The following is a 15,901-nucleotide window of genomic DNA, read 5'->3' as shown; positions in this document are numbered from 1 at the left end:
AATATAGATTGATGCAATCGTGCTGATTGCTGTGCATCATCACGGCAATGCGAGAAATCCCGTTTCAACCTTAAGACTTGCGATTAATTCATTCATGAACAACACTAAAGTTGTTTCAAGTCTTTACCTGTCTATTTATTTCTAAGGTTATTATTATGATCAGTGCGAAAACCAAGGTAACTGTGGGGGCGTGTACATTTCGACGGCCTGATGGCTTGACCAATCTCATAGAATCGTATCGGTCGTTAAATGTCCCGGATGAAATTGAACTGACATTTATTGTTATTGATAATGATCTAACACCCTCTTCTTATGAAGTTTTCGAGCAGATAACACGGGATTTTCCTTGGCCATTTCGCTATGTTCATGAACCAGAACCTGGAATTCCAATAGCGCGTAACCGCGTTGTTCAGGAGGCGGGAACTGAAGGGTATTTGATTTTCGTTGATGATGACGAAACTGTAACGCCAAATTGGCTCGTGGAGCTGTGGCGAATCGAACAAGAAACCAATGCAACGTTCGTGCAGGGGCCAGTTCAGATGCTGGTTGATAACAACGAGGATGAATGGTGGCTAAAGACGCTGTTTTTTCGGCAGAAAGAGTTTGCTGACGGTGCGAGCCGGATCGAAAGCTGGACGAACAACGTATTGGTAGACTTAGCATTCCTTACCGAGAACGACTGCCGTTTCGAAAATCGGCTGCGGTACGATGGCGGAACTGACACATTATTCTTTCAAGACATTGTAAACAGCGGTGGCTCAGGCGCTTATGCCGCGAATGCTTGGGTGCGCGAAGTACAGCCGCCAAATCGTCTAACATGGAAGTGGGCGATTAACCGGCAGTTTCGATATGGAACGACGCGCGCGATGACAGTACTGCTTCGCCGATCTCGGCTAGAGGCTACATTATATTGTCTTGTGCGCGGGTGTGGGATGGCTGTTGTTGGTATTGGCTTTTTGGTAACTGCCTTGCTCAGAGGACGAATTGGTATTGCGAACGGAGTCGCGCTGTTGTCGCGCTCTGCTGGGATACTTTCCGGCATGGTTGGACGCCGAAAGCTGGAATATGCGCGATGACAGCGCCGACTGACATCGATATCGCGATCTGCACCTTTCAACGTGATCATATCATCACGACTTTGAAATCGATTGCTGATGCTTCAGTTCCAGAAGGATTAACTGTGCGGGTGATTGTCATAGATAATGATGACACACCGTCGGCGCGCGTGCGCGTTGAGGCTTGTGAAATGCCCTTTGCGCTTGCCTATATACATGCACCTGGGCGCAATATTTCGATCGCAAGAAACGCGGCCCTTGATGCTGCAACCGCGCCAATATTGATCTTTATCGACGATGACGAATTGGTAAGTGTCGGATGGCTCGACGCGCTGGTTGCAGAGCAGAAGGCTTCAGGGGCGGAAGTCGTGCTAGGGCCAGCCCGTGCTATTTACCCTGACGATGCGCCCGGCTGGATGCGCGCTGGCGATCATCATTCTTCACGTCCTGTCTATGTCCACGGCGAAATCAAGACTGGGTACAGTTGCAATGCGCTTTTGATGCGGACCGCGCCGAGCGTCGTGGGCCTTAGGTTTAGTGAGAAGCTGGGCCGCAGCGGCGGCGAAGACACGATATACTTTGCGAGCATTCATCGAAACGGTGGCAAAATTTCATATGCCCCGGACGCGGAAGTCACAGAAGCGGTTTTGCCGCAACGCGCGTCGCTTTGGTGGTTGTTGCAGCGCAAGTTTCGGTTCGGTCATACTCACGGAGTGATGTTGCAAGCGGGACTGAACGGTTCAATCGTTGGTCAGCTGCGTGAGTTTTTGCGAGCTACCGGCAAGTGCCTTGCGTGCTTGGGTATGATGATAATTACAGCCCCGTCCGCACAAAGGAGCATCTCTTGGTTTTTGCGCGGGACGCTTCACGCAGGCGTCGCTTTTCAGTTCTTGGGAGGACGTTCGCACGAGATTTATGGCAAGGATCAACCAACATGAAAGAGGTTGCTAAGCAAACTGTGAGGTTGAGCCCACATGTTTGATAATCGCACGCTCATCAACAAAGTAGGATTGTCAGGGCTGCAAAAGCGGTTTGATGATTACCGAGGGCAGGGGCGTCAACACTTTGCAATTAATGTTGGCGATCAGAGATTGGGGTATTGCTACATCCGCAAGAATGCCTGTTCGAGCTTCAAGCGAATGTTTCTTGATCTAGCACCCGCGAAGTATGAGCGTCGGACGGATGAACGACCAATTGATTTTATGCGTCGACATCACCTTATGACCGAAAGTGATTTGGCCCAATGCGACCGGCTTGTGCTTGTTTATCGTGATCCGGTGCAGCGCATCATGTCGATGTTCCGTAACAAGTTCATTGCCGTCAATGGCGCCGTCGATATCCACCGGAACTTTGAAAGGCTGGAGGAACGACAGGCGGATGAAATAACATTCCGCTATTTTGTAGAACGCTATCTGCAGCGCGATTTTCATCAAGTTGACCGACATGTTCAGCCTCAGTCGGTGCATCTGAGGCGTGCGGTTTATACTGACGTCATTCCGGTCAAGAAATTGCATGAGGGTATGACCGAAGTCCTAGGCCCCGAGATTGCAGACAGGTATTTTCAGCGTCCCGTCAATCGGACGTCTGATATTGAGCTGAGACATGTTGCAGGGGCGTCGGAGCTGCCGTTGGCTCAGGTCCGTCAGGTTTTCGAAGAGCAAGGATTCATGCCCGACAATGAAAGCTTTCTACCTGCAGATCTAAAAGGTCGCCTTAAGGCGCGATATGCTTCGGACTACGGTATGATTGAGCGTTTTCGAAAATCTTCAAAGCGTAAAAGTCGGGCTCAAGTAGGACAATGAGCCAGCTTCCCTTCGTTTCTGTTGTGATAGCGGCCCACAACGCAGAGGCATTCATCGTTGGTGCAATCGACAGCGCGTTGGCCCAAGGCGGGGTCGAATTGGAACTGCTTATTGTAGATGATGCTTCAAACGATACTACCCAATCCGTCCTTTTAGAACTGTCCCAAAAGGACGACCGCATTATCCCTATTTTCAGTCCGGTGAATGTCGGCCCGGCCGGCGTGCGTAATCTTGCGCTTGATCGTGCGCGGGGCGACTGGATTGCGATACTGGATTCTGACGACAGCCTTGAACCCGATCGATTGGCCGAAATGATCCGGGCGGCTGTCGAAGCTGAAGCGGACATTGTTATTGATGATTTTGTTTCCGTGGATCCCGATGGGAAGATACTTGATGGCGATTGTCTGGCCGATCGGCGGGCAGCTGGGATTTTGGGCCTTGATGATTGGGTTGCGCTGAATTCTTTTGAGCGATCAGAGCTGAGTTTTGGATACGCGAAACCGATCATTTCGCGGGAGTTTCTGGCTCGCACGGGTCTTCGTTATAATGAAACCCTGCGCAACGGTGAGGACTTTCACCTGATATTGGAGGCGCTCGTTGCTGGGGCAACTCTCTATTTCACGGGAAATCCGGGCTATCGCTATACCCGGCGGGCGGGATCAGTATCGCGGCGTGCGCAGGATGATCACATGCGTGCCCTGCTAACGGCAGACGATGCGGTTGCAGCAAGGTTGGACCCGAAAGCGCAATCCGTGGCCTGTGCCTTGTTAAGAAAACGGCGGGAAAACCTGATGCGATTGATTGTGACCGAGGATGTGATGGGCAAGTTGAAGTCGCGCCAACCACTAAGTGCGATCTCAAGCTTGGTACGGCACCCGGGCGCGACTGGACGGGTTTTGGGGCACCTTGGTGAGGCGGTCCGTAAACGCATTCGAGGTGCCGAAGATTAAGTGCAGTTTGGTGTCGTCCTGAAAGCGGACATTAAGCGTGTTTTGCGAAATACTATCGCATAGTGAGGTAATCCCACGGTCGCAGCTCGCGTCTTGAGCTGCGCAGCACAAGATGTGCGTCAAGTGAGCAAGGGCACAGACAGACTAGAAAATGTCTCACTTCTGGCTGCTCTTAAGGTCTAGCCTGTGGGAAATGTGTCATTCGTTTTGTGTATTTTCGGGCTGTCAGAATGATGCATTTAAATAGCGCATTTCAAATGGTGAATGCTTTGGGTGGAGCGCGCGTTTAATGCCGGTTTTAAGCCGTCGAATCTACCGCAATTCGTGAAATTTTGTGCCGAATCTTCCGCCATATGAGGATTCGTATCTGCCGATTCATATGGGCGCCCTGCTGATATGGTTCTTTTTCATCTAATAATTAGATCATTATTTGTGGTTTAAATGTGGCCGGAATCACGGATAAGACATATTTGCAAGGCCGTTTTTCTATCTTTGCCACAGTTGAAAGGCCTGCCTCGTAAAACTTGGATTTGGGTGTCTTTGATTCGGAAACGATTCGATCATCGTGTGATCTTTGTCGCTGAATGGGGTCTGTCACTTTCATTTTGACGTCTAAAAAGCTCTCAAAACAGCTTTGGGTGCCTATTTATTACGTTGGGGCACGTCAAAACTAAGCGATAATCAGCCAATTTCTGAATGATTATTAACGGGAATCCGCTCACAACTGGGGCGTGCGATGAATCCTTCAATTTTCCCGGTGTTCAGCGGTTATCACATTAGTAAAAGCACTGCCGGAAAACCATGGGCTCCGGTTTCCAGCTCCTACGCCACTCACGCGTGGATACGGGCCTATATGTAAACGCGTAAACGAAGGAACGCACGACCACCACTATCGGGAACATCCAAGTCTGTGGATAAATCAGTTGCCACAATTTGGAACTACCAATGCCCAATTTTGACACAATTCCCGCCCCAATTCGGGAAGACTTATGTGGGTATACAACCTGAAGGTGAGTAGATGCTCTCCTAATCGCGTATAGATAGTTAGCTTTGTGCTTCTGCACGATGAGACGCCTCGAAAGACCAAGATTAGGCTCTCGCTGATGCAAAGACTGCCGCGGGCAAGAAGTACGAGTAGTAGAAACTTTGGTTCCGCGTAATGGGACCCAATCGGGAAGATTGAAATGGAAATGAACGACACTCAAGGCGCTGCGATGGCGCACGGTATGACAGATAGCATTTTTGACGGTTCTGATGCGACCCATGTTGCGGTTTCATCCGGTGCTTGGACTGATGCAAGCACATGGAAGGGCGGACGTATCCCAAATGCAGATGCCAAAGTCCACATCCCAATGGGCATCAAGGTCGAGTATGACTCAGTCTCAGATGCACGCTTAGAAGTCGTGCGTGTGGATGGTGAGCTTAACTTCGCGACCGATCAGAACACATACATGTTCGTTGAGACAGTTTTTACTGGCACGATGTCACGTTTGACGATTGGTACAGCTGAAGATCCCGTCAAAGCGAATGTCACAGCTGAAATGGTATTCGCAGATGGTAAGATTGATCTAGCAACTGACCCAGAGCAGGTTGGCCACGGATTGATTGCTGAAGGCAGCGTCGAAATCCACGGACATGAGAAGAGCCCTTATACTACTCTCGAAGGGAATGCTTTGTCTGGTGCGACGACGCTTAGGCTGGATGGTGGCACCGAAGGGTGGGCCGTTGGCGATACGATCGTTGTTATGGGTACATCACTGGGTAAGTTCCAGGATGAATACCGCACGATTACGTCTATCAGTGAAAGCGGTGGCGACGTTGTTGTTAAGCTTGATCGCGCGCTGTCACATAATCATACAACGCCTGAGGGCCATGACCTCGATATCTACGTTGGTAACTCGACCCGCAATATTGAATTCTCATCTGAGAACCCAGAAGGCGTTCGCGGTCATGTTATGATGATGCATACCGCTGACGTGTCCGTACAGTTCGCCGAGTTCACTGAATTGGGCCGTACAGACAAGTCGCGTTTGCTGAATGATACAGACAACGTTGCTTCGCGTTATCCGCTACACCTGCACGAAACAGGGACAACTGTGGATAGCGATATGGCTGTTCTTTACGGTAACTCTGTCCATGGCTCTCCAAGCTGGGGGATCGTCCAGCACTCGAGCGCTGCTGCCGTCGATTTCAACTTTGTGCACGACATTGATGGGGCAGGCATCGTATCGGAAGACGGCGATGAGATTGGCCAGTGGATCGGCAACTTTGTGACTGGCGTTCCAGGCACGGGGAGCAAGTTCACAATCGCACGTGATGAACATGATGCTGATTTTGGTCACAGCGGTGTTGCCTATGAAAACCAAGCGCGCCAAATCGTTCAGCAGGACAATATCGCCGCGAATGCCAATACAGGTTGGATGTATCGCGCGGCGGCAACAAGTGTTGATAACCCTGATCGTGATGCGCTTCAGTTTGACCCTGCACCGTTCAAAAATGTGATCAATAACGAAGAGCCAGCAATCATCGGCTTTCACGGAAACGAAGCTATCGCGGTTAAAACTGTTTTGGATACTGGGCACCGCCAGGGCGTATCTACGACAACTGACTTGCGTAGCGACATGGTCGATATGACCGCTTGGGAAGTGAACCGAGTATTCGACATCTTTAGTTATACGGGCGAATACGTCATCCGTGACGGGCTATTTATCGGTGCAGACGGAGCAGGGCGCGCCATTATCATGCCGGAGAAGCATGAAAGCACGTCCATCGTTAACACCCATTTCGAAAACTTCCGCTCAGCAATCTACGATGCTGGTTTGAACAACGATGGTGTCTATATTGGTCTGACGTTTGATAACGTTAATAACAAACTGGAAGCCGAACTTTACGGCGAAAACCGTCTCGAATCCTATGCGAACGTCAATCTCGTTAGCAAGCCAATCCTGTCGATTGACAAGTCGTCTGACCTGACAATGGGCCAGCGTGACGACAAGATCTTTATTTCCGGTACGATCACTGACAGTGCGGGAACGCTTCAGTTGGGGTCCAATCGTTGGACAAGCACAACGACGTCTGATCACGACGGGATTGACTCGACTGCAAACGTGAATGGCAATTCAGAGCCCGAAGAACTGCTGGCGGTACATGGTGCGATGCGGGGTGGCGGCGGATGGATCATGCCGGTTGCTATTTGGATTACTGACCGCGTTACTGGCGAGCATTTTGCATACCGTATCGATATCACACTAACGGGCTATACAGATGCGTATCTCGAGCAGTTTGAGATCACTGAATTCTCCTTACCGTCAAATGAGATTAAAGTGTTTGATAGCTATGCGATGACCCACTCTGGCGACAACGGCTCGACACCTCATATGCCTGATATGCCGGTCGAAGAGCCAGAAACTCCAGTTGAACAGCCTGAGGTGCCGGTCGAAGAGCCAGAAACCCCGGTTGAACAGCCTGAGATGCCGGCAGAAGAGCCAGAAACCCCAGTTGAACAGCCTGAGGTGCCGGTCGAAGAGCCAGAGACTCCAGCTGAAGAACCAGTCGTCGTTGAAGGGCCTACGAATACGGGCGGTGACATTGGTGAACTTGTGAATTGGGCTCTGTCTCTTACAAGAACTGGCGTAGAAATTCCTGAGGTTAACCTAAACAACGATTTCACAATTGCTGCTTGGGTCAATTTCAAAGAAGGTCGGAGCATTAGTCTTGCAGACGCAATCGTTGGTGGCGATGGCTTTGATGTCAACTTTATGGATGGTCGACTGACAGTCAGCCATCGAAACAAAGTCATTGCTACGTCAAGCGAAGAATCCGTTGAAGGCGTATGGTCACACTACGCTGTCGTGCGCGAGGGCGGCGAAGTCCGTATCTATCAGGACGGTGCAGAGGTTGGCAGATCTGAATCGAGCTGGACCGAACCGGTCAACGTTAACATGCTCGGCGACGGTCAATTCGTCTCCCGTGGCCTGGTGGGTCTGCTTGACGAGGTCCGCATCTGGGACAGCGCGCACAACGAAGAACAAATTAACGATGTTCTTGTTGGCGAACTGCCCATTGGTGAGAATGCTGATCCTGTCGCGGTCTATGACTTTGAAGATCAGAAAGACTTAGGCAACAGCACGTCGATCGTTGAATCCTCAATTCCGGCTGCATCGCAACCAGCGTCTCAAGATCCATCACCATCGTCGGTAATGGAATTGGGCCGGGTTGAGTCGAAGCAGAACAGCAGTTCGGAATGGATTAGTGTCACCTTCAGCAAGGAAATCCCTGATGCAGTGGTCGTGATGGGCCCAGTTTCAAACAATGGTGTTCAAGAAAGCTTTGCCCGTGTTCGCAACGTGACGGACGAAGGCTTTGAGTACCAGATCGAGGAATGGGATTACCTTGATGGCAAGCATACGACTGAAGAAATCAGTTGGATGGCTCTGTCCGAGGGCACGCATACGCTTGCTGATGGGCGTACGATTTCTGCGGCACGAGTCGAAACAAACAGCGCTGGAGAAGCTCTGGTCGATTTGGGTAGTTCTGAAGTCGTCTTCGCTCAGGTCGGATCTGACAAAAACGAAGAGGCTGTCGTTGTACGGACCGACATTCAGGACAACGGTGACGTGGCTGTCGAACTTCAACGCCAAGAGGGAAGCTCTGGTAGCTTCGATGCTGAGACGGTGTTTGTCGTTCGGATTGATGAAGGCCAATCAGATCAGTTTGTGTTTGCGAGCGGTGTATTCGACAGCCTGAACCATAACGGCGGAACCATCGACTTCACTTCAGACTTTGACGATGTAGCGTTCGTAGGCTCTGTTGCCAGTCACAACGGCAATGATACAGTTGCACTTCGTCTTGATGACTTGGACAGCGGGTCTGCATCCGTCTTTTTGCAAGAAGAGACAGCTAAGGACAGTGAAGTTTGGCACTTAGGCGAGAGCATCAGCTGGATTGCTGGCGACATCGGTCTTTATGATCTGATCTAAATCAATCTAGGTGTTCTTTGTCACTTGTTACCCTGACGCGGATGGCCTGTAGGTGATCCGCGTCAGGTCTTTTCTAGCGCTTACTGACGGCCAGCGGATGTTTGGACACGTATATCGCACCGATCCAAATCAGCATATGCGCGAGAACAAAGGGCCGCATTAGTTCGCTTTCAACGAATGCCCTGATCAGTTCGATGATGCCAATTGTCGAAAAGAAGACGAAAGGCATCCCGCCTCTTCGTAAAAGTTGCAGGAAATGTCTGAGTAGCGCCCAGCCAAGTGTAAGAGTTGTAAGGCCGAGGCCAATCCAACCAAAGTGCACTGCGACTTCATAGAATGAGTTGTGGAACGAGAAAACTTGGTTTGGGCTTTTGTGAAATTCTGCAAAGATCTGTCTAACCAGATCGTTCTCTTCATACCGCCAAAAACCACCGGAGCCATGTCCAATCACGGGCCGTTGACGTATAACATCCTTTGCATAGTCCCAAAGCTCTGTGCGCCCAGTCAATGTGCTGCTTTTCCCCAGTTTCTGCAGAAGAATTGAAATCGGAGATTCCGCGGTTGCTGAAAGCGCGAATGGGATCGCAATGCCGAGCACGCCGAGAATAATGAGCCCGATAGCGGCCCGATCCACAGGTGTCTGCGCGCCCCGACCAGCAAAGAAATAAAAGCCGATAATCATCGTTGCGATTAGGACCGCTAGCACCAGTGCTGTGGCCGAATGACTGGCCAAAATGAGGAAGAAAGCTAGCAACGCTAGACTAAGCGCGACGCTGCGTACCCATAGTCGCATCCAAGGGTCAAAGGCGACGCATAGTGCCGACAACCACAGCAACAGCATCTTCGCGCCGAGCATGTTTTTATGGGCAAAGATGCCTGTCCTCGCTCCGTCATGGTAGGATGTGATGAACAGGCTTAGCACACCGCAAATACCCGTCGCTGCTAGTACGGTTAGGAGGATTTCGCGCGGCCGCATCCAGACGACCAGAAGTATACAGACCTGAAATGTCAGCAGCATTTGGATCGCTGATCGCAGCGCGACGGTAGGGACGACGGCGAAGGGTGACGTCAGCACGGCCCAAACGGGCAGCAAAAGCAGTGGCCAGCATCTTAGTAAAATTGGCAGTGTATCTCGGCCATGTCGAAAGAACGCGTAGAAAAAATATATGGCGAGCGGATAGAGGATCAGCTCATCGTTTGGGAACACTGTGAAAGTGACCACAAACCACATGACCGTCATTAGCTTCTCGATTGGCCGGGCAGGGACTGTTAGCCCTTTCATAGTGGTCATGCTGGCGGTCATCGTCATTTCAGTTGATCCCCGGCTTTGGTCTTTGGTTCGCTATCGCCGTCCATGTCTGCGCACAGATGATCGGCCAGGCGTAGTGCAAGCGCGACAATTGTCTGCGTGGGCAGAGCCGCGCCACTGCTGCGGAAGACGCTTGATCCTGCAAGGTATACACCGTTTAGCCCATGCATCCGGCAGTCACCGTCAACAACGCTATCTTGGGGGTCCCGGCCCATGCGGGCAGTGCCGATCTGATGATACCCATCACGCGCCTTTTGACGTACGATATCGCGCAGGTCGTCTTTGCCGTTATCATAGACCATTTCTGCCAGACCGGATGCTTTTAGTTCCTTTTCCAATAGGGCGTGACCACGCAGAACGGCATCGACATCGCGATCCGAATAGTCGTAGTGAATTCGGATATCTGGCAATTCGTCATGTGAAACCGGCCCGGCAAGTTCGATCCGGTTGTCGAGGTTCCGTTCCTGTTCAGCATGATAACATAGCCTAAAACTGTTGGCCCGGTTTGGGATCAAATGATCAAGGCTGCGGCGCGACCGATTTGTCGTTGCCCGAAACAAATCTGGCAGAGCGCGAAAAGAAGTGGGCGCGTCAGTGAACATATTTTTCACATGAGACATCATCGACGTCGGTCGCAATTGGTCGGGTACTCCCGGTCCATCGGCTTTGGGTGGGCCGCCGCGTCCCAGTGCCCGTGATACGAGGTGCTTGGCGGATAAAATCCCAGAGCCATGTATGGCATTTTCTGGTGGCCAGTTTTTGGCCCAAAAGAACATATTTGCTTCTTCGGCGACGCCGACCGCAGTGCTTCGGAAAACCCGACGCACGAACTCTCCAGTTTTGCGCGGTCGCCAGCCATATTCACGTGGATCCGTTTTTGTGGGAAACGTAATACGGGACACACTGCCAGTCAGGTGCCCACTATATCCGACACCGAGTGCCTGCAAATGCCCAAGCGTGTCAGGATGCCGTGCCTGATCCGCGAGTAGCAGCCGCGCTGTTTCGACTCCGCCGGAAGCGACAACAGTGACGCCAGCCTTAAGTTCTCTGATAGCGTTTTCTGACCCATGACGTACGCGGACACCTGAACAGTAAGGCGTGTTCGTTGCTTCTGACACGAGGATCAGACCAACGACGACAGTGGAGAGCAGGATGTCAGGACCGGTGGCCGCTTCTAGCCGGTCACGAAATCGCTCTGAAACTGGTCCGTCAGGTCCCAGCATCTCGACCGCATTAAGATCAAATGGCTTTGTTTTATCTGGTTGCAAGAAAGGACGATCAATAGACGAGCCACCAAGAAGAGCCGCCGCTTCTTCAAAATGACGAGCAACGGTTTCGTAATCAACGGGCCAATCGTGACGACGAAGTTCGGGTTCTGATAAGGGCATTATTCGTCCGCCCCACAGCCAAGAGGTACCACCAAAGGCGCGGCAATTGGTTTCATCCAATGGCGAATGCGCGCGCGGTACAGATCTCTCGGCGCTTGGTCCGGGGGCAGGTGCCATATCACCGGCATCAATCAACAAGACGGCTTTGCCTGCTTCCGACATTGCCATAGCGGTGGCAGTTCCGGCCGGGCCAGACCCGACGATGCATGCATCATAGGTCCGCGCTGCAGCCTTGTGGATGTCGATCATCGGCATTGGTTGCTCCAATCGGTTCGGTACTCAAAAAGTTAAAGATAATCGGCGCAAAGTCCGCCGTGATTTCATACAAGTATTTTGGCATTCCAGCTTAAATTCTGATGGTCTGCATTTACCCATTCTACATCAATGTTAGGCTTGCCCAAGACAGTTGCTGGATTCGAGGATCGTCAATAACCCCGAGCCATGTCGTCTGAGCAAATCCATTCCAACATTCACCATTGTCAGAGGTCATTATGATGGGTTGAAACATGTCCTGGAACCTTTGCTCGGTCAGCAGGCCCTTGAGCGGGCCAGAAATTGCCCGAGGTTCGATCCAACCAGTTGTCTGACATTGATCACGCGTGAACATAGCAATCATTTCAGGTGGGAACTGATAGAAAGTCTCCTTGTCAAAGCTGGCATGATTTCGGAAGCCTTCTTTTACTGTATTTGCGTGGGCCATCTTTACCCAGTTTAGGCCCATCAAGTCTGAAATTTTGCCGTCATAACCAAGAGCGATACCGCCAGCTGCAATAACACCTAAGTGAGGACGGGGGCTTACTGAATTGAGGAACGTTCCAAACTCAATTCCTTTGGCAGTTAGGTCATATTCCTTGACCACATCTGCACGGCTTTGAAAAAGAAAAAGCCAGTTCAACGCGAGGTAAAACACGACGCCAACAAGAGATAGTGGCACGAATAATTTATTCGGTAACATGTTACTTACGTTTTGGCCTATCACTTGGACGGTGATCGCCAAAAATACAATCATCAACGGAACGACAGGTTGGTAGAGACGCCAAAGCGCGAAGTGGTCGCCACCCAAAACGACGTATGTGCCAAGAACACCAAGAACGGTGCAGCCGATAAGCACAATTGCAGGTGCCCAATTTTGACGCAGGCGCAAAACAGCGAGCATGAGACCGAGCACGCAGAATAACACGGCGACCTCTGCAAAGGGGCGCGCCTGCAAAAAGCTAGCTAAGAATTTCGTACCGTCTTCGACATTCTGCAGACGGTCGGAAGATACCTTAGCGTAATAAGTATTTGGCATCGGAAATCCGAAATAAGCCAAGCGAAACGCGACCAGCCCAGCAAAGGAAATAAGGCTTGCCACAAGCGACACAACGAGCGGCTTAGCTACTCTGCGGACCAGAACCATCGACAATACAATCAGGCCCGTAGCCATCGCAACACCTTCCGGTCTGATTAGAGGAAGGGTTATTGCAGCGATGAGAAGCCAAGGGTCGACAGGTCCAATTGAACGTTCTGATGGATCAGAAAGAACGATAAGACGAAACAGTAAAAGTGCGAGCGCTGTTGACCAAAGCGCTAGCTCCATCATCGAAAAAACTGACCAAACGAAAAAATCGGGTACGCCGATAAGCAAAACTGCAGCGGCGGCAACGCTTGTTGTAGCTGATATCCCGGTTAGGTGAGCCAGCCTTGCTGCAATTGCAAGGTGAAGCCCTGTTGCTGCGACAGTAATCGCGAAACAGGCGAGGAGAATTGCGATATTTGGATCGAACGGCAGCAGGTAGATCAGGGCTACCAGAACGGTCCAAAGAAAAGATGTTGCGCCTTCGACGCGTTCACCGCCAGCATTGTAAACGAAGCCATAGCCGCCGGCGATATTTTCGGCGTAAGTACGGGTAATGGCCGCATCGTCGATGCCGACTAATGCGGGTGCGCCAATCAATTGCCATGCCAGTGCGGCGACTATGCCCGTCATGATTAGGGCTATTAGGCCAAAAAACGTTGGGTGCTGGATCATGCGCGCCCCTAAAAACCAAATAAAATCAAAAAAATTCTATAGCCACCGTAGAAAGAAAACAGTGATACGGCAAGCGGCCTAATTCGGAGCAAATAATCCAAGGTAGAACGCAGGCACTTCGCTAACCTATGTCGCAAGATTGACAGGTTGTGGTGGCGTCCTTAGTCTGTTGATTCAAGTGTGCCAGTATTACCGGTGCGTGGTCCGAACAGCGAATTCGTACAATTAATTTTACCTTCCGGCGCGGCTCTCGTTTGCGCGTTTCCATTGTTTAAGAGAGCATTTTGTAATGATTGAATAGGAGAGTAGGTCTGTCGTGAACTACGTATTTGAGACCGATAATTTGGGCATTGATATTCAAAAGATGCTTTCCACAGGTAAATATATAAACGAATGCCGAAGATCGTTTGAGGCGGTAAAAAACGTTTCAGTGCTCACTTGCGGCACTTACCCTACTGGCGACGGCTCGGTAGCCAAAGTTAGAGGGGCTGAAGCTGATGTCTTCGTCTTCTGATGGAAAAGCCGGCGTGCTGCCAGCCGTCAGACGGCTGTTCAGTGGTCATTCCGATCGCTCAAGCACGATCAGCGCCAGGTCAGAGCGGTATTTCACCGCCCTGATCCTTTGCTCTGGTATCGCCGTATTTGGCATGAATCTATGGCGTAATCGCTTCTTTCTTCACGACGATGCGTTCATTTCGCTTAAATACGCGCGCAATTTGGTCGAAAGCGGAGAGCTGTCCTGGAATTTGGGTGATCGTGTCGAAGGTTACACCAACTTTCTTTACGTTTTGATGACCGCTGCCTTCATCGACCTTGGTTTTGATCCGGTCATGGCCCTTAGGGTGATCAACGGTATTGCGATAGCTTTGATGGTGGCTGCAGTCGTCTATGGCGCGCGCGCAGTTTTTCCTGACAGAAAAGACCTGCACGCGCTTGCCGTAACCCTTGTTCTGGCAAACGTATCTGTCGCCGTCTGGATTTATGGCGGCTTGGAAGCGCCGGTTGCAGCGGCGTTTATCGCTTGGGGTATGGGATTCATGGTCGCAGGGATGGCCGCCGACACTGAAGCCCGGCAGGTGAAATTACTGATCCTCGCCGGAATATCCCTTGCGCTTGCCGTCCTCACGCGCCCTGACGGGGTGATTGTGGTTGCCTTTGCCGCCATCGCATACCTGTTCACATCATCTGGTAGCTGGCAAAGGCGTTTGGGTAGGGCAGCGATCATCGCTGGCATCCCTTTCGTCATCTTTATGGTCCATATGGCGTGGCGCATTTCCTATTATGGTGATGTCGTGCCCAACACTTTCCACGCGAAGGTTGGTTTGGAGCTTGGGCACCGCCTTGGAAAAGTTGTCGATTACTTCGTGAAATCATCGCTGCTTTATCTTCCATTGATAAGTTGTGCGTCCGTGGCGGTCGCTTCAGCTTTGTTCTGGGGCCGTATCACGCGAATTGGAGCGACCCTATTGGCCGTCTGCATGGGCTTTGCACTGTATGTCGCTTGGTCCGGAGGCGACCATATGGCCGCCGCGCGCGTGTTATTGCCAATAGCCGGACCTGCGACGCTGCTAGCCGTTGTCGCATTATCGGGGCTGCCAAAGGCACAGGGCAGGGTGGTCATTGTGATTATGCTGGGCATGTTGTTTATCGCGACGTTCAAGGCACGCTCTTTCCGGATGGACTGGGCGGCGTTCAATGGGACAGTCGTTGGTCAATATATCGAAGAAGCATGGCCCGCAGACTCACTGGTCGCCCTGAATACAGCGGGATCAACGCCGTATTTCGGGGCGTCGCATCGTTACATCGACATGCTGGGACTGAACGATCGCACGATCGCGCTGCGCGAAGATGTCCCTGTCTTGGCGCGACGCCAAGCGATGCCAGGCCATGGAAAAGGTGACGGAGCCTACGTACTTTCGAGGCAGCCGGATTATATCGTCCTAGGCGGTGCCGAGGGGATCGATGCCGCCGACGCGGATAAATGGTTCTTGACTGGCGTCGAGCTTAGCCAAATTGAGCAGTTCTCTGAGTGCTATCATAAAAACAGTGTCGTTTTGGAAGTCCCGGAAACGCTGAAACGATTTCGACCAAACCAAGAAACACTCAGATTTACCTATTATGAAAATCTTTGCGGAGAATGACGTTATAGGGCGCTTCAGTTTTGTACAGGTGAGCCACGATTAGACGTGAAAAGGGTACTTATTGGCACTTTAGGTTACGAATGGGCGCGTCTTAGAATGTTATTTGATGAACGCCTGAAATGCGGTAAAATTTCAATAAAGTTGATTTTTTACTTTAATTTATTTGCTGCGAAAGTGGCACTGTAGGAGCCGGTTATTGTTAGGTATATTCGAAGCTAATGGCGTAACTATTGCAGTTCATACCCATTCGCCGAATGGCAATTTCT

Annotated in this window: 9 protein-coding genes; 6 read left to right on the top strand and 3 right to left on the bottom strand. The window is 51.1% G+C overall.

Features of this window, described 5'->3' with window-relative positions; all coding sequences use genetic code 11:
- Positions 1–155 precede the first annotated feature (155 nt).
- From ACHUEV_RS16035 to ACHUEV_RS16015, 5 genes are all read left to right on the top strand, one after another.
- Complete coding sequence (locus ACHUEV_RS16035; protein ID WP_394181638.1) at positions 156–1,076, top strand: glycosyltransferase family A protein; 921 nt, start codon at positions 156–158, stop codon at positions 1,074–1,076.
- Positions 1,073–1,993 (top strand): glycosyltransferase family 2 protein, encoded by a 921-nt coding sequence (locus ACHUEV_RS16030; protein ID WP_394181636.1) that lies wholly within the window; start codon positions 1,073–1,075, stop codon positions 1,991–1,993. The genes ACHUEV_RS16035 and ACHUEV_RS16030 overlap by 4 nt, the downstream gene beginning before the upstream one ends.
- A 36-nt stretch (positions 1,994–2,029) precedes the next feature.
- On the top strand, positions 2,030–2,857 hold the full coding sequence (locus ACHUEV_RS16025; RefSeq protein WP_394181634.1) for a sulfotransferase family 2 domain-containing protein: 828 nt from the start codon (positions 2,030–2,032) through the stop codon (positions 2,855–2,857).
- The gene (locus ACHUEV_RS16020; protein ID WP_394181632.1) at positions 2,854–3,807 is read left to right on the top strand and encodes a glycosyltransferase family 2 protein; all 954 of its coding nucleotides are present in this window, start codon (positions 2,854–2,856) and stop codon (positions 3,805–3,807) included. The genes ACHUEV_RS16025 and ACHUEV_RS16020 overlap by 4 nt, the downstream gene beginning before the upstream one ends.
- 1,190 nt (positions 3,808–4,997) lie before the next feature.
- Positions 4,998–8,786 (top strand): LamG-like jellyroll fold domain-containing protein, encoded by a 3,789-nt coding sequence (locus ACHUEV_RS16015; RefSeq protein ID WP_394181630.1) that lies wholly within the window; start codon positions 4,998–5,000, stop codon positions 8,784–8,786.
- A gap of 73 nt (positions 8,787–8,859) precedes the next feature.
- Here ACHUEV_RS16015 and ACHUEV_RS16010 read toward each other — a convergent pair whose 3' ends face one another.
- The 3 genes from ACHUEV_RS16010 to ACHUEV_RS16000 all read right to left on the bottom strand — a co-directional run bounded on the left by ACHUEV_RS16010 (position 8,860) and on the right by ACHUEV_RS16000 (position 13,494).
- Positions 8,860–10,077, bottom strand: coding sequence for an O-antigen ligase family protein (locus tag ACHUEV_RS16010; RefSeq protein WP_394181628.1), 1,218 nt, complete (start codon positions 10,075–10,077; stop codon positions 8,860–8,862).
- A 14-nt stretch (positions 10,078–10,091) separates the two neighbouring features.
- Complete coding sequence (locus ACHUEV_RS16005; protein ID WP_394181626.1) at positions 10,092–11,738, bottom strand: GMC oxidoreductase; 1,647 nt, start codon at positions 11,736–11,738, stop codon at positions 10,092–10,094.
- 121 nt (positions 11,739–11,859) lie between these two features.
- Positions 11,860–13,494, bottom strand: coding sequence for a hypothetical protein (locus ACHUEV_RS16000; RefSeq protein ID WP_394181624.1), 1,635 nt, complete (start codon positions 13,492–13,494; stop codon positions 11,860–11,862).
- Between the two features lie 497 nt (positions 13,495–13,991).
- On the opposite strand from ACHUEV_RS16000, the gene ACHUEV_RS15995 reads away from it, so the two are divergent.
- Positions 13,992–15,635 (top strand): ArnT family glycosyltransferase, encoded by a 1,644-nt coding sequence (locus ACHUEV_RS15995; RefSeq protein ID WP_394181622.1) that lies wholly within the window; start codon positions 13,992–13,994, stop codon positions 15,633–15,635.
- Positions 15,636–15,901 lie beyond the last annotated feature (266 nt).

This window comes from Yoonia maritima (genome assembly GCF_043641945.1).
GTDB classification, from domain to species: domain Bacteria; phylum Pseudomonadota; class Alphaproteobacteria; order Rhodobacterales; family Rhodobacteraceae; genus Yoonia; species Yoonia maritima_B.
Note: the sequence above shows the minus strand (reverse complement) of the source record. Positions and strands in the feature narration are given on the sequence as shown.

Excerpts from the sequence above, each read along its gene's own strand:
- ACHUEV_RS16035 (WP_394181638.1), top strand. The coding sequence starts at position 156 with ATGATCAGTGCGAAAACCAAGGTAACTGTGGGGGCGTGTACATTTCGA.
- ACHUEV_RS16030 (WP_394181636.1), top strand. The coding sequence starts at position 1,073 with ATGACAGCGCCGACTGACATCGATATCGCGATCTGCACCTTTCAACGT.
- ACHUEV_RS16025 (WP_394181634.1), top strand. The coding sequence starts at position 2,030 with ATGTTTGATAATCGCACGCTCATCAACAAAGTAGGATTGTCAGGGCTG.
- ACHUEV_RS16020 (WP_394181632.1), top strand. The coding sequence starts at position 2,854 with ATGAGCCAGCTTCCCTTCGTTTCTGTTGTGATAGCGGCCCACAACGCA.
- ACHUEV_RS16015 (WP_394181630.1), top strand. The coding sequence starts at position 4,998 with ATGAACGACACTCAAGGCGCTGCGATGGCGCACGGTATGACAGATAGC.
- ACHUEV_RS16010 (WP_394181628.1), bottom strand. The coding sequence starts at position 10,077 with ATGACCACTATGAAAGGGCTAACAGTCCCTGCCCGGCCAATCGAGAAG.
- ACHUEV_RS16005 (WP_394181626.1), bottom strand. The coding sequence starts at position 11,738 with ATGCCGATGATCGACATCCACAAGGCTGCAGCGCGGACCTATGATGCA.
- ACHUEV_RS16000 (WP_394181624.1), bottom strand. The coding sequence starts at position 13,494 with ATGATCCAGCACCCAACGTTTTTTGGCCTAATAGCCCTAATCATGACG.
- ACHUEV_RS15995 (WP_394181622.1), top strand. The coding sequence starts at position 13,992 with ATGTCTTCGTCTTCTGATGGAAAAGCCGGCGTGCTGCCAGCCGTCAGA.